16 protein-coding genes are annotated in these 19993 nt (G+C 49.6%); 8 read left to right on the top strand and 8 right to left on the bottom strand.

Annotated elements, in window-relative coordinates:
* Nucleotides 1–392: 392 nt before the first annotated feature.
* The 6 genes from WC359_10720 to WC359_10695 all read right to left on the bottom strand — a co-directional run bounded on the left by WC359_10720 (nucleotide 393) and on the right by WC359_10695 (nucleotide 6574).
* On the bottom strand, nucleotides 393–2243 hold the full coding sequence (locus WC359_10720) for an ATP-binding protein (protein MFA5400905.1): 1851 nt from the start codon (nucleotides 2241–2243) through the stop codon (nucleotides 393–395).
* 21 nt (nucleotides 2244–2264) lie between these two features.
* Nucleotides 2265–3509, bottom strand: coding sequence for a hypothetical protein (locus tag WC359_10715; protein ID MFA5400904.1), 1245 nt, complete (start codon nucleotides 3507–3509; stop codon nucleotides 2265–2267).
* A 102-nt stretch (nucleotides 3510–3611) separates the two neighbouring features.
* The gene (locus tag WC359_10710; protein MFA5400903.1) at nucleotides 3612–4385 is read right to left on the bottom strand and encodes a hypothetical protein; all 774 of its coding nucleotides are present in this window, start codon (nucleotides 4383–4385) and stop codon (nucleotides 3612–3614) included.
* Nucleotides 4366–4794 (bottom strand): hypothetical protein, encoded by a 429-nt coding sequence (locus tag WC359_10705; protein ID MFA5400902.1) that lies wholly within the window; start codon nucleotides 4792–4794, stop codon nucleotides 4366–4368. Before WC359_10705 ends, WC359_10710 begins: the two co-directional genes overlap by 20 nt.
* A complete protein-coding gene (locus WC359_10700; GenBank protein ID MFA5400901.1) occupies nucleotides 4784–5410 on the bottom strand; it encodes a hypothetical protein in 627 nt (208 codons plus the stop codon). The genes WC359_10705 and WC359_10700 overlap by 11 nt, the downstream gene beginning before the upstream one ends.
* Before the next feature lie 18 nt (nucleotides 5411–5428).
* A complete protein-coding gene (locus tag WC359_10695) occupies nucleotides 5429–6574 on the bottom strand; it encodes a hypothetical protein (protein ID MFA5400900.1) in 1146 nt (381 codons plus the stop codon).
* Between the two features lie 613 nt (nucleotides 6575–7187).
* Here WC359_10695 and WC359_10690 point away from each other — a divergent pair.
* From WC359_10690 to WC359_10680, 3 genes are all read left to right on the top strand, one after another.
* Complete coding sequence (locus tag WC359_10690) at nucleotides 7188–8420, top strand: acyl-CoA dehydrogenase family protein (protein ID MFA5400899.1); 1233 nt, start codon at nucleotides 7188–7190, stop codon at nucleotides 8418–8420.
* A gap of 210 nt (nucleotides 8421–8630) precedes the next feature.
* Entirely contained in the window at nucleotides 8631–8861 is a 231-nt protein-coding gene (locus WC359_10685) for an addiction module antitoxin (GenBank protein MFA5400898.1), read from the top strand.
* Nucleotides 8848–9171 (top strand): type II toxin-antitoxin system PemK/MazF family toxin, encoded by a 324-nt coding sequence (locus tag WC359_10680; protein ID MFA5400897.1) that lies wholly within the window; start codon nucleotides 8848–8850, stop codon nucleotides 9169–9171. The genes WC359_10685 and WC359_10680 overlap by 14 nt, the downstream gene beginning before the upstream one ends.
* A 7-nt stretch (nucleotides 9172–9178) precedes the next feature.
* Here the strand turns inward: WC359_10680 and WC359_10675 are convergent, their stop codons facing one another.
* Nucleotides 9179–10363: a Gfo/Idh/MocA family oxidoreductase gene (locus WC359_10675; GenBank protein ID MFA5400896.1), complete on the bottom strand. Its 1185-nt coding sequence runs from the start codon at nucleotides 10361–10363 to the stop codon at nucleotides 9179–9181.
* Nucleotides 10364–10400: 37 nt separating this feature from the next.
* The gene (locus tag WC359_10670) at nucleotides 10401–11240 is read right to left on the bottom strand and encodes a sugar phosphate isomerase/epimerase (GenBank protein ID MFA5400895.1); all 840 of its coding nucleotides are present in this window, start codon (nucleotides 11238–11240) and stop codon (nucleotides 10401–10403) included.
* 363 nt (nucleotides 11241–11603) lie between these two features.
* Between WC359_10670 and WC359_10665 the strand changes: the two genes are divergently transcribed.
* The 5 genes from WC359_10665 to WC359_10645 all read left to right on the top strand — a co-directional run bounded on the left by WC359_10665 (nucleotide 11604) and on the right by WC359_10645 (nucleotide 19908).
* Nucleotides 11604–12545 carry an MBL fold metallo-hydrolase gene (locus WC359_10665; GenBank protein ID MFA5400894.1) on the top strand — a complete coding sequence of 314 codons (942 nt, stop codon included), beginning with the start codon at nucleotides 11604–11606 and terminating at the stop codon, nucleotides 12543–12545.
* A 74-nt stretch (nucleotides 12546–12619) separates the two neighbouring features.
* Nucleotides 12620–14338, top strand: coding sequence for an AMP-binding protein (locus WC359_10660; GenBank protein ID MFA5400893.1), 1719 nt, complete (start codon nucleotides 12620–12622; stop codon nucleotides 14336–14338).
* 255 nt (nucleotides 14339–14593) lie between these two features.
* On the top strand, nucleotides 14594–15316 hold the full coding sequence (locus tag WC359_10655) for a Crp/Fnr family transcriptional regulator (GenBank protein MFA5400892.1): 723 nt from the start codon (nucleotides 14594–14596) through the stop codon (nucleotides 15314–15316).
* A gap of 154 nt (nucleotides 15317–15470) precedes the next feature.
* Entirely contained in the window at nucleotides 15471–16808 is a 1338-nt protein-coding gene (locus tag WC359_10650) for an amidohydrolase family protein (protein MFA5400891.1), read from the top strand.
* Between the two features lie 316 nt (nucleotides 16809–17124).
* Entirely contained in the window at nucleotides 17125–19908 is a 2784-nt protein-coding gene (locus tag WC359_10645) for a DUF1254 domain-containing protein (GenBank protein MFA5400890.1), read from the top strand.
* Nucleotides 19909–19993 lie beyond the last annotated feature (85 nt).

Below are 19993 nucleotides of genomic sequence, written 5' to 3'. Positions count from 1 at the left end.
CTGACAAAACTCTTGATAAAAGCCCTCCTCTCAGTCAATGATCAGTCGCTAAGTAAGTCACGCAAATCCGTGACATTAATAGGTGATGGTTTCCATATCGACAAGTTCAATCCTTCCTTCATCTGCCATTCTGCCTCCTATATTCTGGCAATGAGCCTCTCCAGGTAGAATTCTGACCTGCCGGTGCGTCCCCACCATATACTTCACTGAATCTTTGTGGAAGTGATCTGTACAAGCTACGATTTCTTTCAGCATCAACATATTCACGTACTCTGCCAAAGAAGACTGCCTGCATACTAATACCACCTATTTCCATTCAATTCTAAGTCACCTTACGCCTAACCTGGGATTCTGGATTGCGTGATAGCATGGTAATTGAGATTTTCATTATACTAGTCGACCATAAGAAGTTTACAGGGTGTTGGATCTATGGCCACTAAAAGCGGCCTAGATAAGCTGGTAAATGAAATAACAGCTTGACCAGCAGCAAGGGCTGGCAGTCTATTCCAAAGACTTTCATCGATGCCTCCGATGGAGCGGCGAAGGCGATTTACTACATTAGCGTCTCCGATTTTGTGTAGGACCCAATTATTAATGAGTCCTAATACTTCGTCAGGCAAATGCTGCGGGAGTTGCGTGACAAAGACCAATCCCAGCCAACGCTTCCTTCCTCGTCGTGCAATGCGTGCCACCTGCTGGAAAAGAATCGGCATATCCTTAATTCGCTCAGTCGATAAGAATTCGTGAGCCTCTTCAATAAAAACAATCGTTGGCACAGGAGGTTGGCCTGCTGTCACGGCGGCACGGTAGCTCTCCTCTTGTTGGCGTTGTACGCCTTTTAGGAGTTGGGCGATTGCTAGGTTTCGAAGTTCAGGCGAATCGGTATCGCTTAAGTCGATTATTGAAACCTGACCTGACCTCAACATTTCAGCATATGGGAGGCTGGGAGCATCACCATTATCGAAGATACGAAGGCGATGAAGCCGCCACAGTTTGCCGACCAGTGCACGCCAGCTTATCTGGATATCGGGTCGGACCGCCTGAGTACGTTGTTTTACCTGCTCGATATGATCTCTGAAAACAGCATTGTAAGGGTTAGGCTCGTTTGAAGCTTTCGCAGCAGTGTCATGGCAGATGCTGGCAATATCGATAAGATGGGATAATGTCATACGAGGATAGCCTGTTTCCAATTCATCTAACTCAAGTGCTTCTTGCTCTTCACTACGATTGCCATGCGCCGGGTAGACTCCCAGCTCACGTAATAAAAGCTTGCAGACATCGAAAGCTTGGAGGAAACGTTGTTCCTGAGGACCAGTCAAGTCCATGATTTCCTTTATCGTATAAGGTGATAGTTCGGAGAAATTCAGTCGGAATGAACTTACGCGTGGGTGTGCAGGATTCGCTGTCTCTCGTCCTACAAGATGGTAAATATTAGTTTTGTTAACTCCTCCTGGCTTTAAACTCCGACGGGATAAAGCTCCTAGCATTTGCGAGTCAATGGTGGCCTCGTTAATAGCGGTGTACTCGCCTTCCGTATCTAAAAAGACGCAAGCAATTCCAGCCTGTTGTAATTGCTGAACCATTCCAGATACAGTTGTAGATTTGCCACTGCCAGTAGTTCCAAGTACACCTAGGTGGCGTGGTAGAACTGACTTAGTTGCGGGTACCCTGACCTCGATGTCATCATGGCTTTCGGCGATGCCAAGGCGGATATCTCCTGCGGTACGTAATACCCGCGATGTTTCTTCAGAGGACAAGGGAAACACTGGACTATTAGGTAGGGGTCGGCGTCTAGGCGGTAGAACTCCACCGTCCGCCAGTTCTTCCCCTATAAGTTCAATCTGTAATCGACCGTGATAATCGGACATAAGAATGTTACCACGACCACGCACTGTCGCTGTGACGACAACAGGTGCATCAGGACGGAGGCCATTTGGCTCAGCAAAGGGCCCCTTAACTACAGCCCCTAGATACGATCGGCCATCTGAACGGCTTCTCACCCTAACCAGAGACTGGTGCGGGAGTTCTAGAATCGTATCCTTCGGTAACAGGACCGTAACTGTGCCATCATCGCTGGATGGCGAATCGAAAGATGTCCAGCCAATAGCGCCCTGGTCGTCTGGATTGCCTTTCCATTCGCCACCGGCATCATTGATTTCTTTCGTCATGGATTCGAGTGCCGCATGGGGCACGGCATCAACTTGTTCGATCTCAGGGTCATTACTGGTTTTTATGTTTTCCATGTTGTTCTCCTTATGTTTTTACTAATGACGTGTTTGTCGTTCCGTTTGGTATCTGAAAGGTGCGTTAGTCTCTCCATAGGCTACTTGGATCTGAGGAACCAATGATTCGGTGCCAAAAATGGCACCGCAAACGGTATCTGCCAATGTAATAAGCATAGGGAACCCCCTATGCTCCTGAAGAATGCTGTCAGCCATAGCTATGAGAGCTGCTTCATGTGCGTGTGCTGCGTGAGCATAGAACATATGGGCCGGACCCATTGGTGTAGCTCGGAAGACACCTACCACGATCTTAGGTCCAGCTTCCTTAGCGAATTGCTCGAGCTTAGCTACCGCCTTCTTCCAAGATCCGCGATAGTGGCCACGGTTCAGTATACGAGTGATATCATCCTCAGAAGTATCGATGATGGCATATTCTAGGGGGCGCAAGGCATTACCTACAGTTAGCAGCATGCGATTTGCCGGAGCGCTGGGCACGAAGATGAATCGCTCATGTTCCAGGATCAGTTTATTAAGAATATCGAGACCCTGATCAATTAGTTCGACCATGCCGGAACCGGTTAAGATTTCATAGGGAGCTGGATTGCCATGCCCCATCCTCCACAGTGCATTAGAACGTTTTAAAAGGACCGCGCGCTCAGCATAAGCCATGATCCCGCGCGTTCCAAGAGTAGTCAATCGATCTCTTGAGCTTTCAGCATCAAAACCAGTCCGATGTTGACGACGCTCTAATAGATTTAGAGCATCGTCAACGGGATTGCCCCCGCCTACGCGAAGATCTCGCCTGAAAAGCCGATGCACCCATGAACCTTGGTTTCCCTTGTACGATACGAGTGAAATCCCTATCTGCACAATCGTCAACGGAAGAGTATCATAGGGGATATAATTACCGTCGCATGCTTCTACCAGCCCATTGAAGAGGTATCCACAATGAACTTTCTCAATTTGGTCAATCGTACCTTGATAAACGCCGGCGTTCGGAGGTGCCCCAACTCTATTTCGTAATGCGGGGAAAACGCTCTGTCGAATGCGGAGGCGCATCTCGTCCTCGCGATGTACTGCTTCTTTTATTTCTTCTTCTAGCCGAGCATACAGACCTGCCAGATCATCACTACTTTGCCATGTGTCTAGATTCAAAGTGCTTGACAACTCTTCGCCGTAAGCAGATGTATATTCGTCAGGCAGAATCGACTCCCGTTGATCTTCCATTTTCAGTGGCTGTGACGTCGAAGTTAAACCATGGTTCTCCTCGTTCTCAGACTGTACCATAACTTATCTCCAGCAGTTTCGGCACTAAGGCCTGTTATCATATGGCAAACTACTGCTGCCTCCTATATATTCTTCCCACTCGACACAGTAAGTTCGACAACGTCATTCTTCTTTTTGCCGCAGCCACTCTCGAACTGAAGATGATCGAACTGCCGGATATAGGCGGGATGCATAAATCTCAGCTACCGCTTGAGGGAGACCAAATTCCCCTTGAAGGAGCTGTAACGCAATATCAACTGGTTTATTGCTACTCTCATTATTCAAATATCTTTTCACGCGGCATCGAACCTCGTTCTCCGGAGCGATCATTTCGATTGCCAGCATGTCAGTATTATCTTCAAGTTCCATAATAGCCTCCAAATTTAGCATGCTATTAGTATTGCGTTCCATTAGATGGATATGAAAACCAATAGGAATGCCATCAAGAATGCTATGTATCCTTTCCTGTATAGTAGGAGGCCTAAATCCATCGAATACTTCTAAAATCGTGGGTCCAAGAATACTTTCTGCCTTTCGCCGAGGACGAAGGTAGTTTAAGAGGAAATGAGCCGCCTCGTGGGCCAGAGAATATCGCAACTCCGCATCACTATCTGCTCCGTTCAGGAGAACAAAGCCATAGCCTCGATAGGCAATCAGACTGCCATGTAAAGCACGATTTTCGATACGGAATTGATATTCAATATTCCTTTTTGCCAGCCATGCATCCACATCTAGAACCCAAAGACGCGGTAGTTTTATTACGGCCAATGGTAGTGCCCAAAGAACGGCCACTTCCATTTGGCAAGGAAACTCACCCCGACCACCTGCCGCCTTCCAAAAATCATCGGAAATAAGTTGGTATCGCTTGTGGCGCACCTTATTTTTCTTCCTCGCCATCCTCAACGGGCTTAACTGTGCCATCATTATCAAGTTCGACGTCTGTAATATCTCTTGCAACTGCAAGAAGTCCTTGCGGGACTTCCTGTGTTACAAGCTTACGCTCACACAACACTTTCATGGCCTCCACTTCTCTAATAAGTTGAACCAACCGACTTGGCTGTATATTGAAGGCTACTGCAATCAGCTCGACATCCGAACGAAACTTTTGGGATTGAGGTTGCGGTCGTCTACACAAAGATAGCTTGGATATGAACATAGCGTTGCAGCCAAGAAACTGTGCCACCTCTTCCTCTGAAAATCCACGGAATCTGCGGAACTCACTAAGATATTCTGCTAAAAAGAATTTCATCTGACCGGCTTTTTTCGCTGCATGCCGCAGTATAGATGAAGTCTCATTATGTTCCATGGATTTTGTCTCCGAGTCTACGTAGGCGCTTGGTTATTCTATCTTTGTGCTGTTTCACAATTTTTCTTTGCCTATCTGCAGATAAAGACTGAATTCCCAATATACTGCAGTATTTAATGGTTCTCCGTTCACCATCAATCATGAGATCCAGAAGAGCGCGATCCCGAGCATCAGGAAATATTTCAGCAACGCGGCCTAGGAGGTCCTTTATTTCCATCTCTGACATATTGTCCAGTATGGGATTGTCCAGTTCCACTATATTATTCCCATCATCTGTCGATATTTCGACATCTTGTATCTGTATTTCACGGCGTCCTCTTCGTTTTTCCTTAACAAGCATATTTTGGAGATCCCGATAGGAAGCCATGGTCAAATACGTGAAAATGGCTGACTTTTTCGGATTGAACTTGGATGGGTGTTGGACATAATCTAGCAGAGCATCCGTAGCAGCATCACGAACAAGGGTCTCATCAACAACGGAGCCAGCTCTGGCCCTAAGTCTCCGGACCAACTCTTCCAGATAAGTTTCGGCAAAGTCCGCAGGTGCTACTGGATCATGCTGAAGAAGTCTTTGATGAAGTTGGTCAGCATACTTTTCCCGTTCCATGCCATTCATTGAGGTCTGATCCCGGCATCACTTTTTTTCAAAGGTTAATACAACCTCTTGCCTCATCCTATTGTCGAGAGCTGAGTTACCTCCAATCGTAGGCGGCGGAAGATACCTGTGGTCATTTGGTATATCACGAGAGTAGCAGGCTATTTCCTTGAAGCCAATGGCCCTGCCTGCAGCAGAAATCATTCTAGCATTATCAAGAAATTGGCCATCTATGAAAGAGTTGCCCACAACTAGGATAGCGTGGCCGCGTACCATCAATGATCGATTAATCTCGTGCAACACCAAATACATGTCCTTTACAAATATGGAGAGTCTGCGTTGTGTGCTCGGCTCTAATTTTTCAACGCAACCTAGCTGTTTCATAAGTTTAGACACACATGAACACCCATTCCTATCTAGCGAGCCACTTTGTCTGCCAATATTATTGTCTCTAATCGCCCTGATTTTTGGGATGGTGTAGCCCAGCCATACCAGAGCTAGTCTGTGTCCTCGTAGATAATCAATGGCATTGCCGTATGGTGGTGATGTCACCACTAAGTGTACTTTCTCAGTAAGCCAGGAAGGGAGATGACGTGCATCCGCTCTTTTGATTTCCGCAGTGCCGGTTAACTCCTTTTCGTTGAGATTCTTAGTTATATCTATTATAGCTTTAGTAAATCCCTGAATAACATCGTACGAATTGGTGCAAATTACACGGTGTGGTCGGCTATGAGAAGTGTCCCTTGCGAGTGAGGCACGTGGTTCTTTAGTAATAATAATTTTGCTGATGGCTAACCTGAGAGCATCACCAATTGGACCGTGAACACGAAGTATTAGCCAGCAAAGTGCCCGAAGAGTGTTTCGTTGCTCATGATCAAACCAGAACTCAATGAATTTCTGGGTTTCGTAGTCATTGTCTATCCATGGCAAATATACATCGTCACTATTAAGCAACATTGCATGATTAGCTATATTATCAGCCTTCTTTATTAATAAATCCACATCTAGAGATGTAGTCGCTACTTTGGACATGAGTACAGCGAGTGGGTCCACGTCAAATCCAATAGCGCGGTGCCCCTGTTTAACCGATTCTCTGAGGACCGTTCCAGAGCCACACATGGTATCAAGCACGACAGAACCAATCGGGACTGAACTGGCCGCCTTAATGGCAATCTCAGGAGCCATACGTGCAGGGAATGGGTGGAGTCTATGACAACTAACGGACGCTGTCTCTGAACTCATTTTATACTTTTGCCACAGATCAAATAGGGCATTTGCGGATTAAAGGATACTTTCTATTATCACATACGGTGTCAATGCGACGAAAAGTCGATTGAGCGATCGATGAATCGGAAGTGGCGAGGATGCTAGGTTCTCTTCTCTTTGGGGTCGCCAATAACTTCCATGTCAAAATCGTGGGCGGGGCATTTCATGGAGTATTGTTTGGCTTGATACGCTGTCGGTGCTGAGATGACAACTCCTTCAATTTCGTAATGACATTTAGGATTTGTGCATCTAACGGTTACTATAAATGTTTTCATTAGTGTAGCTCCTTGTTATGACTGGTGATTTGTCGATGAAAAGCGTATAGGATATTCAAGGAGGTGTCAAATATCGGAGCTTCAGCGGTGTCTATATAAAAAGCATTAGTATGCTTGCATGTAAATAATCACCATTAGCTGAATTATCTATTCTTTTGTATTGCCTATTTCCCCCCCCCCCCCCCCCCCTATTCGTTGATTTTATACTGCCCTGCTGTATAATTGTCCCGTCGCCACGAGGTTGAGAAGGAGGAATCATGTTTGAGGTGTTTTTAACTGCGGAGCAGAAGGGTCTACTGAAAGAAGTGCAGGACTTTGTTAAATGGGTGCCGCGCCAGCTTATCCTCGATATGGATGACGAGAAGATCAAATTCCCCAAGGAATTTATCGAAGAGGCAGGAAGAAGAAACCTGCTGGCTATACGGGCACCGAAGCAATACGGAGGAAGGGGGCTTAAATACGTTGACGATTTCGTCGTTCTGGGCGAGGTGGGCAAACTGGGAATTCCACTGGCCTGCGTTTTCGGGATCGTCGGCCTCATCTCGGACGCGCTGAATGCCTATGGAACAGAGGCACAAAAACAGAAATACCTCAAGCCGCTGGTGGCAGGCAAGATCTGGGCCGGTGAGGCGCTGACCGAGCCCAGGGGCGGGTCGGACTTCTTCGGCGCGACCACCACGGCGCGCAAAGAAGGGAAGCATTACATACTCAACGGACAGAAGCGCTTTGTGGTAGGCGGCGAGGGCGCGGATTTTTTCCTGGTCTACGCCGTAACCAATCCCGGCGGGGGACATAACTCGCTGAGCGTCTTTATCGTTGAGAGGGATATGGGTGTCGAAGTGAAGCACGTGTACGGACTGATGGGCAGCCGCGGCACCGGCACGGCCAGGATCATTTTCAGGGACGGTAAGGTCCCCGAGGAGAATCTGCTGGGAAAGGAGAACAAGGGCTCCGAGGTCTTCTACCACATGATGGTGCCGGAGAGAATGGTGGGCTATATCAACGGCGCGCGCTCCCTGCTGGAGATCGCGGCCCGCTACGCCAATAAGCGCAAGGCGTTCGGACAGACCATACGTAATTTCGAGGCTGTAAGCTTCAGGATTGCCGAGTGCATCACGAAGATAGACGCGGTCAATGCGCTGGCCTACGTGGTAGCGCGCACCGTCGACGACCAGGTCGGCACGGCAGGCTACCGCAGACGGATGGTATCGGAGCTGAAGCGGTTCGCAACCCAGACTCAGTGGGAGGTGGCCAACGAGACCATGCAGATTCTGGGCGGCATCGGCTATACCAGGGTCTTCCCCATCGAAAGGGCCGTGAGGGAGGCCAGGCTGCTGCAGATATGGACGGGCACCAACGATATCCAGAACCTGATCATTCAGCACGAGTTCTACAAGGAACTGCTGTCAAAGTCCGTGGACGAGAGGAATATCGAGGAGGACATCCACCTCAGCAGCGAGGAAGCGGCCGAGGAGAAGGTCTACGAATAAGCAGGCTTATTGTCGTTAAACAGAAGTTCGGGGACCGTCCCCTTCAGTCCATATCCAGATGCTCTTTAACGGCCTCATGTATTTCATGCCGGATTTGAATGTCGTCAAGACAGCCTATCGCCCTGCCCAGCCGCTGTTTTGAGGAACGGCGCCGAAAATGTTGATTTATTGCAACGCTACACGTATAATACACGTATAAAGGGGTGTGATATGCAGAAAAAACTGACACTGACGATTGATGCTGAGGTTTATGAAGGGCTGCGTAAAGTTATAGGGCCACGGAAAATAAGCAAATTTATTGAGGACCTGGTGAGGCCGCATGTTATCCGCCCTAGTCTGGACGCATCCTATGCTAAAATGGCGCGGGATAAAAACAGGGAGGCTGATGCTGTTGACTGGGCTGAGATCACTATTAAGGACATGAATAATGCAACGGGGTGAGGTGTGGTGGATTAACTTCGATCCTTCCATCGGTGGAGAAATAAAAAAAGCACGGCCTGCTGTGATAGTCAGCAATGACTCTTCAAATAAATTCCTGAACCGTGTCCAGGTTGTGCCTTTAAGCAGTAAAACAGATAAGCTTTATGCCAGTGAAGCAAAGGTCGTTGTCGCGGGACGGGAAAGCAAAGCGATGGCAGATCAGCTCGCCACCGTGAGCAAGGAACGGCTGGTTCGCCTTGAGGGTGGTCTTTCTCCGGCAGATATGCGCAAAGTTGAGGAAGCAATTAAAATTCAACTGGCGATTATCTGAGCGGAGACTACCAATCATGAGGCTGGCAGGTCTGGAAAGTCTCTATCTCTTTGAACAGGTTATCGCGCGTGATCTTTATCCCGTCCCTGGCGGACTTGTATGATGCAAGGGTCCAGGCCATGGTGAGGTATGAGTCCTCCGGTGTGGCGCCCCAGGCGCCGTCGACAGCGTTTTTCAGTGTATGCTCATTCCGTACTTTGTCGATAAAGAATTTCATTTGCCGATAAAACATTGTATTTTTCCTGCCGTAAGGCGACAGGGCGGAATTATAAAGATTAAGGGGTATATTGGGAAGACGGTATATCCCGACTTTCATTCCACGTTTCTGGTATGCATGGGCGGCTTTGAAAGCGATCCTTCCCTTCTCCCCGTAGATATATCCGCGCTCAAAACCGTAAGGCCATCCCGTGCGGACGATATTCTTGTCATAGAGAAAGACCGCGCCATTAGAGAGCCTGAAAGTGGCCACAGCGATATCCTCAAAAGGGCGTATATCCGGATAACACCTTTTGGTCTCACATGAGACCTGTTCGATCTCCATTCCATAGAACCGGATGATGTCGATGTAGTGCGGCGCGTGATCGAAAAAATCGCCTCCCCCGGCCCTGACGTCGCTGTACCTCCAGAAACCAAACTGTCTATCCACATCGAATCCGTGTTTCTTTAGTTTTTGAGCAACAGACCCCAGCCAGCCCTCACTGAGATTCGGAATGAAAAAGTACCAGAAGATACTGACCTGGAAGATCCTTCCCAGTACATTTTCCATCAGCAATTCTCTGATTCTCTGGTGTCCCGGCTCGAAGCGCTTGCAGTGGCCCATCAGGATATAGACGTTATGTTTTTTGCCCGCTTCGATTATCGCGCGGCAGTCTTCAAGGGTCGTCGCCATGGGTTTTTCACACAGGATGGGCAGGCCTTTTGCTGCGCTGTCTTCGACATGACGCGCGTGAACCCAGGGGGGTGACGATATGACAACGGCATCCAGGTCTTCGCGTTCGAGCATGGCACGGTGGTCTTCATACACACCGCGCACCCTGTACTTTTTTGCGAAGAGCTCTCTGTTGTACGGGTCGAGATCGCTGATTGCGGCAACATAGGCCCTCCCGTCCGCCGTGATGGCCGGGCCATGGCCCACCCGACAGATGTTTCCCGCACCGATCAGGCCTATCTTTGTCTTTTTGCTTTGTTCCATACCTCTTCCCCCGGGCTTTATACTATACTTTTTATGATTACATCTGCTTCAATACATTTTCCAGATAGGCTTTTGACTCCATTGCCCAGGCGTCGATATCAACCGGATGTCCCGTATGCACCTGGATCGTTAAATCACCGGAATACTTTATTTCTTTCAGTGCGGAAAAGAAGACCTTCCAGTTAACCGAGCCGCGCCCCGGCGGAAGATGGACGTCACCCTGCCCGACACCGTCGTTGTCGTTGCAGTGAACATAGACAAGGTCCTTTCCGGCCTTGCGGACGGCATCGGAAAGGTTCGGATCGGTGATATTCTGATCGGCTGTATCGATCATGACCTTGCAGTTGGGCGAATTGATCTCCCTCATCATTTGAAGCGCATCATCCAGCGTAACCACCACACGCGATTCACACCAGGTGAGCGTGTGAATTGCCATCATGATGCGTTTCTCTTCGGCGCGCTTGACGACTTCACGCATGCATTCACGATTCCATTCCCACGCCTGTTCCCGCCGTGTGCCATGTATCATGTGCCCGGATATCATATTAACCATGGGGATCCCCATATCGGCCGCCATATCAACGCAGTCGATATAATATTCCACGGACTTCTTCCTGATCGCTTCCACTGAATGAGAGAAGTTAAGGTGAAGCGCCAGTCCGCCTCCGTTGACCGACAGCGCCACCGCTTCCAGGCCGGATTCTTTTACTACTTTCATTACCTGTTGGCGGGCCTTTTTATCATACAGATCAGGGCCGAGATGAGGGCTGTAGGCCCAGAAGTCAACCACTTTGTATCCCATCCGGCCGATTCTCCTTACAGCCTCCTCCAGCGTTGTGTAATCGAGGTAGCCCATCGTGCAAAAACCTAAGCGCATCAGACTCTCCTTTAGTTTGATTCTTTAATCGTTGATTCCCCTTATCGATTTCTCACCAGGCAACATCGTCTCTTATTGCCATTGGACAGCATACTATGCCTTAACTGTCCGGTTGTCAACGCCCCTCCGGCTACAGGAAGCAGCCGAGGAAAAGGTCTACGAATAAATAAACTTCAGACTCTCCGCCTTTTTGTCATCCATAATGTCCCTTACTCTGTGATACGTGTCACATTACCGTGTGACTGGCTTTACTGACAACCTGCTTCTCGGCCCATATCATCGAATGATTGGGCAGTGTAAAAAAACAGAACTGCTCAATTTGTCTTGATTAATTGTAGTAAAGGAACGCAGGAGGGACGTATCATGCCGCTATCCGGTTTAAGAGAAGTTGACAGGCTTGAGATTACAGTGCTGGTGGACAACTATACAGACCTGCTTTTATTGCTGAGCACGGATGTAGTTAAACGCCCCACACATATGAGATTCCCCGATGTGCCTCTGGCAGAGCATGGATTGTCCTGCCTTCTGAAAATTTACGCCGGACAAGAGGAACACGTGGTAATGATGGATGCGGGAGTTTCATCGCACTGTCTTTTCCATAACGCAGGTGTATTGAACGCCGCACTTGACTCGGTCGAGTCCGTCATCCTGAGCCATGGCGACTTTGACCACATCGGCGGCCTGCCGGACTTCTTAAAACAGACAAAAAAAGAAATGCAGGTGTTCGCTCATCCCGATGCATTTCTCGAACGCCGTCTCAATATAGCGCCCCTTGGTTTGCTGGCCGATTTGCCGTCTTTGAAAGAGGCATTAATCAAGAAAAACAATGTGGTTCTTCAGAAGAGGAAAGAACCTTCATTAGTGGCTTCGGATCTTGTTTTGTTGTCGGGAGAAATCGCGCGCACTACCGATTTTGAAAAAGGTTTCCCCTGGGCTGAAGCGAAAATCGATGATAAATGGGTTGTTAATCCCTTTAATGACGATCAGGGAATCGCGGTTAATATAAAAGGTCGTGGGTTGGTGATTTTGAGCGGATGTGCGCACGCGGGAATCATAAACACCGTCAGGTATCTGCAGAAAATTTCAGGAATTGAGAAGGTCCACGCCGTCCTGGGTGGTTTTCATTTAAGCGGCCCGATATTCGAACCAATCATCGGGCCGACCATTGCACAAATGAAAGAGATCGGCGTTGATTACGTGGTGCCGATGCATTGCACGGGATTTAAAGCTACCACACAATTCGCCTCCCTGATGCCCGAGCAATACCTGCTGAATAGCGTGGGTACGACCTATGTATTCGCATAGGGCTGTTCCCAAGAAAAGATTAGCTGCAACTGCAATTATATTGCATCTGAAAAACAGGTGAGGTGCTCATAATTATGTACGAAAAGAAGCCCTGGCTCCAATTCTACGGAGACGTTCCGCAATCATTGGACTATCCCCGGGTTACCATGTACGAGGCGTTGATGCAGACGGCGGCCCGCTACCCGCAGCGTCTCGCCTTTGATTTCATGGATTGTACGTCCACTTATGAACAGTTTGCTAAAGATATCGATACATGCAGTAACGCCCTGGCCGCCCTCGGGCTGAAAAAGGGTGATCGTATTACAATCTCCATGCCTACTTCGCCCCAGGGGCTGATCTGCTTCTACGCCGCGAACAAACTAGGAGCTGTTTCCAGCATGATACACCCGCTGTCCACGGCGACGGAGATCGCATACTATCTGAATATCAGCAAAAGCAGGTTCGCCCTGACCCTCGATACGTTCTACGATAAATTCCGGGAGGTGAAAGACACAACCCCTCTCGAAACACTGATCCTTACAGGGATTTTCGATAGCATGGCTAGCACGGAGAAAGCCGGGACCAATGGCCGCCATCCAGACCCGATGGTGCGCTGGTGGCATAGTCTGATGACGGCGAACTATGCGGAGGCACTAAAGGCCGAAATGGGCACTGACGAACTGGCGGCCATCCTCTACAGCGGGGGAACCACCGGTGTTCCCAAGGGAATCATGCTTTCCAACTACAATTTCATTACTGAAGGGATGATGGTCTATGAATGGTGGTGCAAAGGTGTGGGCGGCATCGATGAACAGCCGGTCATACTGGCCATTCTACCTATTTTTCATGGGTTCGGCCTCGGCATCTGCTGCAACGCCATGTTTATGGGCGGAGGTCAGTGCATCCTTGTTCCCCAGTTCACGCCGGAAATTGTGGCCGACCTGGTGGTAAAGAAACGCCCCAGCTTCCTGACCGGAGTGCCGACTCTGTATGACGCCCTCAGCACAAATCCCGTTTTTCAGGGTGCCGACCTCAGCTGCCTCAAAACGACCACCTGCGGCGCCGATACCCTGCCCAGGGCTGTCAAAGAACGTTTTGAGGATGTGGTCAGAAAACAGGGGGGCAATGTCACTTTGATCGAAGGCTACGGATTAACGGAGGCGGTGACGGGTATTATGGTCACACCGATCCATGCCTATCGTGAAGGAAGTGTGGGCGTGCCTCTGCCGGACATGCTGGCGAAGGTCGTGCGTATTGGGACAATGGAAGAGGCGGCTCCCGGCGAGGAAGGCGAGCTGTGCGTCAGCGGTCCCGCTGTCATGCAGGGGTATCTTGAAAATCCCGGGGAGACGGCCGAGGTGCTCAAAAAGCACGCTGACGGGCGAATCTGGCTCCATACGGGGGATATCTTCAGCATGGATAAGGACGGCTATTTTTACTTCAGGCTGCGGCTCAAGCGTATGATTAAGTCCTCCGGCATGAATGTGTACCCGGCTCAGGTGGAAGACATCCTTTACCAGCATCCGGATGTCGCCGCGGCTTGCGTTATCGGCGTCCCGGATGAGAGGCAGGTCGAGCGGGTTAAAGCCTTTGTCGTGCTTAAAGATCCCAAAACCGCCGGTCCGGAAAAGGCCGATGCTCTGATTAATTTTTGCCGTGATCGTCTGATCAAGTGGTCCTGTCCGCGGGAAATAGAGTTCAGAAATAGTCTCCCTCTGACACGGGTCGGGAAGATCGCCTTCAACGAACTGGAAAAAGAGGAGATTGCCAAACTCAAAAAAGACGGCAAGTATATCGGTAATAAGCAGGCATAATAAAGTCTTACAAGGGAAACTGCTGTGTTGACTACAGGGCAAATGGATATTTGTAAATGATATAAGCGAAACTGTCACCCACCACGCGTCGCAATCGCACGGAAGAAGGCGCTGGCGCCCATTAAAACGCGCATTGAAGCGTTCCAGCACATAATCTAAGTCCAAATCTATTTCCTTTACAATCCTCCCGCTGACGATTAACATTAGACATCGACTGTCGACGCCTTTTATACTTCCGAGAAGAGGATGCGAGCTGTGACGGCGAATTCGAGTAAGGCATTTGGTCAAAATGTGCAGGACGCACTTAATTTGAGCATTATCGCTTCCTTCCCTCCTTCAGCGATCGATAAAATGCTCAGCGACGCCTTGCTGATCAATGTTCCTTCGGGCAGTATCCTGTATCGCGAATATGATCCATCCAGGATGGGGCTGGTTGTCGGGGGACTTATTCGTGAATACAGGGTTTTTCCGGATGGAAGGAACGTTACGTTCGGCTATCATCGTGCCGGAGACGTGCTCGGTATTCCACTTACCATACTGGGGCCTTTACAGGTGAACGGTCATGCCATGGTGGAAAGCTCCTTATTATTGTTTAACCCGGCCACATTTAAGACACTGCTTAAAACGGAGGTATCTGTTTGCTGGATAACTGTGGAATATGTATGCAGGGAGTTCAACCGTGTAGTAGATGAACTGACAGGAAATATTTACGGCAGCGCCAGTGAGCGGATAGCCAGGCATCTGCTGGAGCTTGCCGCTCGCAGTACAGATAATCAGATACCAATGGCAAAGGCCACACATCAGGAAGTTGCAGATTCAATAGGTGTGACACGTGAAACCGTCTCCCGGGTGATTCATCAACTGGAATTGGATAAAACTTTAAGATCCAGCAGGGGTTACGTAATAATCGACGATCTCCAGGGCCTGCATTCACTGGCACAACACAAGCACATAATAGACAAGTCTGTGCGCCGGTAGCCGATTATCCCTCTTTCTATCACTCGTAATATTCCTTCCTCTGTGATACGTGTCACATTGTCGCGTGATTGGCTTTACTGAAACCATTCAATGATGTGGCTATATTGTCTCCGGGGTCGAAGTACCCAATCCATAAGACGCAAAGGAGAGTTCTATGCCGATACTGCATAACATGAAGCTAATCGATATGGTATCTGAGAGAGTCCAGACCGGGAAGGCCGTAATTGTGGATGGCAACAAAATAGCCGAAATCCGTGGCGATGGTCTGCCGCATGATCCTTCAAGAAGAGATTTTATCGACATGCAGGGTTATTATCTCCTGCCGGGTATTTTTGATCTCCACTCTCATGTAACCATACCGTTTATGAAAGATATCAAGCTATCGATTCTTCCTACGATTTTAAGGCAGGTGCAGAAAAACCTGAGAAACTGTGTGGAAGGTGGCGTAACAACAGTTCGTGATCTGGCTGCCATTCCGAATAGCGTTCGCAGCTATCAGAAAAATATCAATGCGGGAAAAACAATCGGCCCTCGTATTATCTACGCCGGGTCGATTATAGTCTGTCCCGGTGGAGTGCCGGAGGTTGCGCCATACTTCAAGGGTATTAAACGGGCCATACTGGGAGGACAGTTCGCTGAAAGACCGGTAACGCCGGAAGATGTACGAAGATGTGTACAACTGATGGTGAAGCAGGGCGCCGAGTGGATCAAAACGACTCACGGTGATAAATCCCTCATGATGGGCTGGGACAAGATCCCATATTTCTCAGATGAATGTTATCAGGCGCTTGTAGGTGAATCCCGCAAAGCAGGAAAAAAAATAGCTATGCATCACACATCGGCTACCGGGTTTCGCAAAGCGCTTCAGTTTAAGGTTGACACACTTGAGCATGTCGCTCTGGATGAACTTTCGGATAAGGACATCTCCACCTTCGTAGAACAGGGGGTTGCGATTATACCCACTCTCATGGCACTGGCGGAGTATTCCCAGTTAGACGATGTGAGACATATGCTGGATAAAAAAGGTGATTATTACCTGGAAAAAGAGCCCTATCAATATACTTCCGACCTTGTAAACAAGTTCATACAAGGTGTTACCGAGGAAGATTGTAGCAAGGAATACTATTACGATTATAAGTGTATCCAGAAGCAATTCCCGGTGGCGCTGGAGAATGTCCGCAGGCTTCACAAAGCAGGCGCGGTAATAGGACTGGGAACGGATATCGGCGGCACGGATTTCGGCTTTTTCGGGCTGACCTATAAAGAGCTGGGACATCTGGTGGCGGCAGGCATGTCCAATTTCGAGGCGCTCAAAACTGCGACCATTACCAGCGCACGTATTATCGGGCTTGATAGCAAACTCGGATCTATCGAGACAGGTAAGCTGGCGGATTTTATACTCGTTGAGGGCAATCCGCTGGATGATGTCGGTCTGTTAAAAAACGTAAAAATGGTATGGAAGAACGGAGAGATCGTTTATAACAGATTGTAGATCTATCCCACCGTAGGCTGTGATAGGCTGAGCTACAATATGAGGGATCAAACAAAGATAGTCCGCCCTTTATGTTGCACCATTTAGCTGTCACAGAAAATATCGAAATATTCCACAATCGTCAGCGTGTCAGAAAGGACCGGGCTTCCCATCGCTGGCCGGCGGTCAACAGGTTGCGGGTTGAATTTCATCAGATCTATCGCCTTTCCGTTGATGAGCTATTCATATATAATCTTTTAATGGCGTTTCGGTTTAGTCGAGGTGATGCTGATATTTGATCCAATATGAAATACGTTGGGTAAGGGAGTAAGGTTGTATGAATAAATTGTATCTGCATAAGTTACTGATTCTCGCCGTAGTACTTGCCATGTTGAGCACCGTATTTGCGGGATGTACTCCCGAGACAAAACCTGTGCAGCAGGTTATTGACCCGCAAGAGGCACAACAAATAGCCTTTGATGCCACTATATACGGATTTCCCCTGGTCATAATGGATTTGACGCGGCAGGCCTACACGGCGGTGCCCAAAGCCTCGGAGAACGGCGCGCCGGTAGGCCAGTTCAGCAGTAAGAAAGAATTTCCCGATGCGACTTTTACCACCGTGGTCAGGCCCAATGCAGACACGCTTTATTCAACGGCCTGGATCGACACCGCTAAAGAGCCTGTTATCCTGTCGGTGCCGGATACAAATGGCCGCTACTATATGATGTCCCTGCAGGATTACTGGACCGATGTTTTTGCCTCGGTGGGCTCTCGTACTACGGGTACCGGCGCGGGCAATTACGCCGTCACCGGCCCCGGATGGAGCGGCAAGTTGCCCGAGGGCGTCACGGAGATGAAGTCCCCCACCAGATGGGCATGGATAGTCGGTCGCTTCGCCTGCGCCGGCGCCGCAGACTACGCTAACGTCAATAAGCTTCAGGACCAGCTGAAGCTGACGCCGCTCTCCGCCTGGGGCGCCGATTATACGCCGCCGGCCGATGTCCCGGTTGACCCCAACGTCAACCTCAAGGTTGCTCCCCTGAACCGGTTGCTGGCGATGGACGCCCCGACGTATATCGACTATTTCTGCCGGGTGATGGTGGACAACCCTCCTTATCAAGCCGATGCGCCGATCCTGGCCGATATGCTCAAGATAGGCATCAAGCCGGGCACGGATTACCAGGCCTATTACGCAGGACTGAACGATGATGTAAAATCGGCAATCCAGGCCGGTTACAAATCGGCCCTGGCCAAAATCCCTACCATAGGTCCGGGTGATGAAAAGAACGGGTGGCGTATGGTGTACGGCGCCGGCGATTACGGCACGGACTACATGCTCAGGGCGGTTATAGATTATCAGGGACTGGGCGCTAATCTGGATGACGATGCCTTCTATCCATCGTTATATAGAAGCGCCGACGGGGAATGGTTGTCCAGCGATAAGAAATATGTGCTCCATTTCGATAAGGACGTGATACCGCCGGTAAATGGCTTCTGGTCGCTTTCCATGTACAACGATAAAATACTGTTCGCGGCAAATCCGATCAATAGGTACAACCTGGGCTCAATGAGCGACCCGACGCTGATAACGAATGCCGATGGCTCGATCGATATTTATATACAGCGCGATGCGCCGGATCCGGTCACACCCAACTGGCTGCCGGCGCCCGCCGAAGGCAATTTTTCATTGACATTGCGGCTGTACTGGCCGAAGGAACCGGTAGTGGATAAATCCTGGGCGCCTCCGGCAATACAGCTGGTCGGCCAATCGACCCAGCCGGCGCAGCAGACCGTCAGCCCGCAGGACGCACAACAAATGGCCTATGATGCCGCAGTATACGGATTTCCCCTGGTCATAATGGATCTGACACGGCAGGTCTTTACGGCAGTTCCCAGACCCATGGAGAACGGGGCGCCGGTAAATCAATTCGGCAATAAGAAAGAATTTCCTGATGCCGCATTTACCACCGTAGTCAGGCCTAACGCGGATACGCTCTATTCAGCAGCATGGGTGGATACCGCAGTCGAGCCTTTTATACTGTCGGTGCCGGACACGCAGGGCCGCTATTACATGATGCCCATGATGAATTACTGGACGGATGTTTTTGAGTCGCCTGGCTCTCGCACTACAGGCACCGGCGCAGGCAATTTTGCCATCACAGGTCCCGGTTGGAGCGGTGACTTGCCCGAGGGCGTCACACAGATCAAGTCTCCGGGCAGATGGGTCTGGATAATCGGACGCATCGCCTGCAGCGGCTCTGCAGACTACGATAACGTCCATAAGATTCAGGACCAGCTGAAGCTGACGCCGCTTTCCGCCTGGGGCACCGATTATACCCCGCCGGCCGATGTCCCTGTTGACCCGAGTGTCAATCGCAGCGTGGCTCCTCTGGACCGGCTGCTGGCTATGGATGCTTCGGCCTATTTCAACAATGTCTGCCGGCTGATGGTGGAAAGTCCACCCTATGAAGCCGACGCGCCGATCCTGACCAGAATGGCCGCAGCAGGCATCAAGCCGGGCGCGGATTACCAGGCTTATTACGCAGGGCTGGACGATGATGTTAAATCGGCCATCCAGACCGGCTATCAGGCGGCTCTTAAAGATATGTCTCAGGCCAAACTGGGTGACATGAAGAACGACTGGCAAATGGTGTACGGCACCGGCGACTACGGCACGGACTATATGTTCAGGGCGTCTGTAGATTATCAGGGGCTGGGCGCCAACCTGAATGCAGATGCTTTCTACGAGACGACGTTCACGGATGGCGACGGACAGATATTCTCCAGCGATAAGAAATATGTGCTTCATTTCGATAAGGACCAAATACCACCTATAAACGGCTTCTGGTCGCTGACTCTGTATAACGATAAAATGGCCTTTGCTGACAATCCCATTAACAGATACAGCCTGGGATCGTTAAGCAATCCTCCGCTGATTATTAATTCCGACGGCTCGCTGGATATTTATATTCAGCGCGATGCGCCGGATCCGGTCACACCCAACTGGCTGCCGGCGCCAACCGCTGGAAACTTCTCGCTGGCATTAAGGCTATACTGGCCGAAGGAAATCGTGGTAGACGGGCAGTGGGCATCCCCGGCGGTACAAGCGGTTAAATAGAAAACCTGTATTATCCGCTGAGCGCTACCTTGAATCTGAAAATAGTCAATTGTTAGACTAATCCATAATAATTTAAGCGATATTG

Source organism: Dehalococcoidia bacterium (assembly GCA_041653995.1).
In the GTDB taxonomy this organism is placed as follows: Bacteria; Chloroflexota; Dehalococcoidia; order GIF9; family UBA5629; genus CAIMUM01.
The sequence above is the reverse complement of the archived record's forward strand: the minus strand, read 5'-3'. Positions and strand labels throughout refer to the sequence as shown.

Coding starts and splice junctions, on each gene's coding strand:
- WC359_10720 (MFA5400905.1), bottom strand. CDS start 2,243: ATGGAAAACATAAAAACCAGTAATGACCCTGAGATCGAACAAGTTGAT.
- WC359_10715 (MFA5400904.1), bottom strand. CDS start 3,509: ATGGTACAGTCTGAGAACGAGGAGAACCATGGTTTAACTTCGACGTCA.
- WC359_10710 (MFA5400903.1), bottom strand. CDS start 4,385: ATGGCGAGGAAGAAAAATAAGGTGCGCCACAAGCGATACCAACTTATT.
- WC359_10705 (MFA5400902.1), bottom strand. CDS start 4,794: ATGGAACATAATGAGACTTCATCTATACTGCGGCATGCAGCGAAAAAA.
- WC359_10700 (MFA5400901.1), bottom strand. CDS start 5,410: ATGAATGGCATGGAACGGGAAAAGTATGCTGACCAACTTCATCAAAGA.
- WC359_10695 (MFA5400900.1), bottom strand. CDS start 6,574: ATGGCTCCTGAGATTGCCATTAAGGCGGCCAGTTCAGTCCCGATTGGT.
- WC359_10690 (MFA5400899.1), top strand. CDS start 7,188: ATGTTTGAGGTGTTTTTAACTGCGGAGCAGAAGGGTCTACTGAAAGAA.
- WC359_10685 (MFA5400898.1), top strand. CDS start 8,631: ATGCAGAAAAAACTGACACTGACGATTGATGCTGAGGTTTATGAAGGG.
- WC359_10680 (MFA5400897.1), top strand. CDS start 8,848: ATGCAACGGGGTGAGGTGTGGTGGATTAACTTCGATCCTTCCATCGGT.
- WC359_10675 (MFA5400896.1), bottom strand. CDS start 10,363: ATGGAACAAAGCAAAAAGACAAAGATAGGCCTGATCGGTGCGGGAAAC.
- WC359_10670 (MFA5400895.1), bottom strand. CDS start 11,240: ATGCGCTTAGGTTTTTGCACGATGGGCTACCTCGATTACACAACGCTG.
- WC359_10665 (MFA5400894.1), top strand. CDS start 11,604: ATGCCGCTATCCGGTTTAAGAGAAGTTGACAGGCTTGAGATTACAGTG.
- WC359_10660 (MFA5400893.1), top strand. CDS start 12,620: ATGTACGAAAAGAAGCCCTGGCTCCAATTCTACGGAGACGTTCCGCAA.
- WC359_10650 (MFA5400891.1), top strand. CDS start 15,471: ATGCCGATACTGCATAACATGAAGCTAATCGATATGGTATCTGAGAGA.
- WC359_10645 (MFA5400890.1), top strand. CDS start 17,125: ATGAATAAATTGTATCTGCATAAGTTACTGATTCTCGCCGTAGTACTT.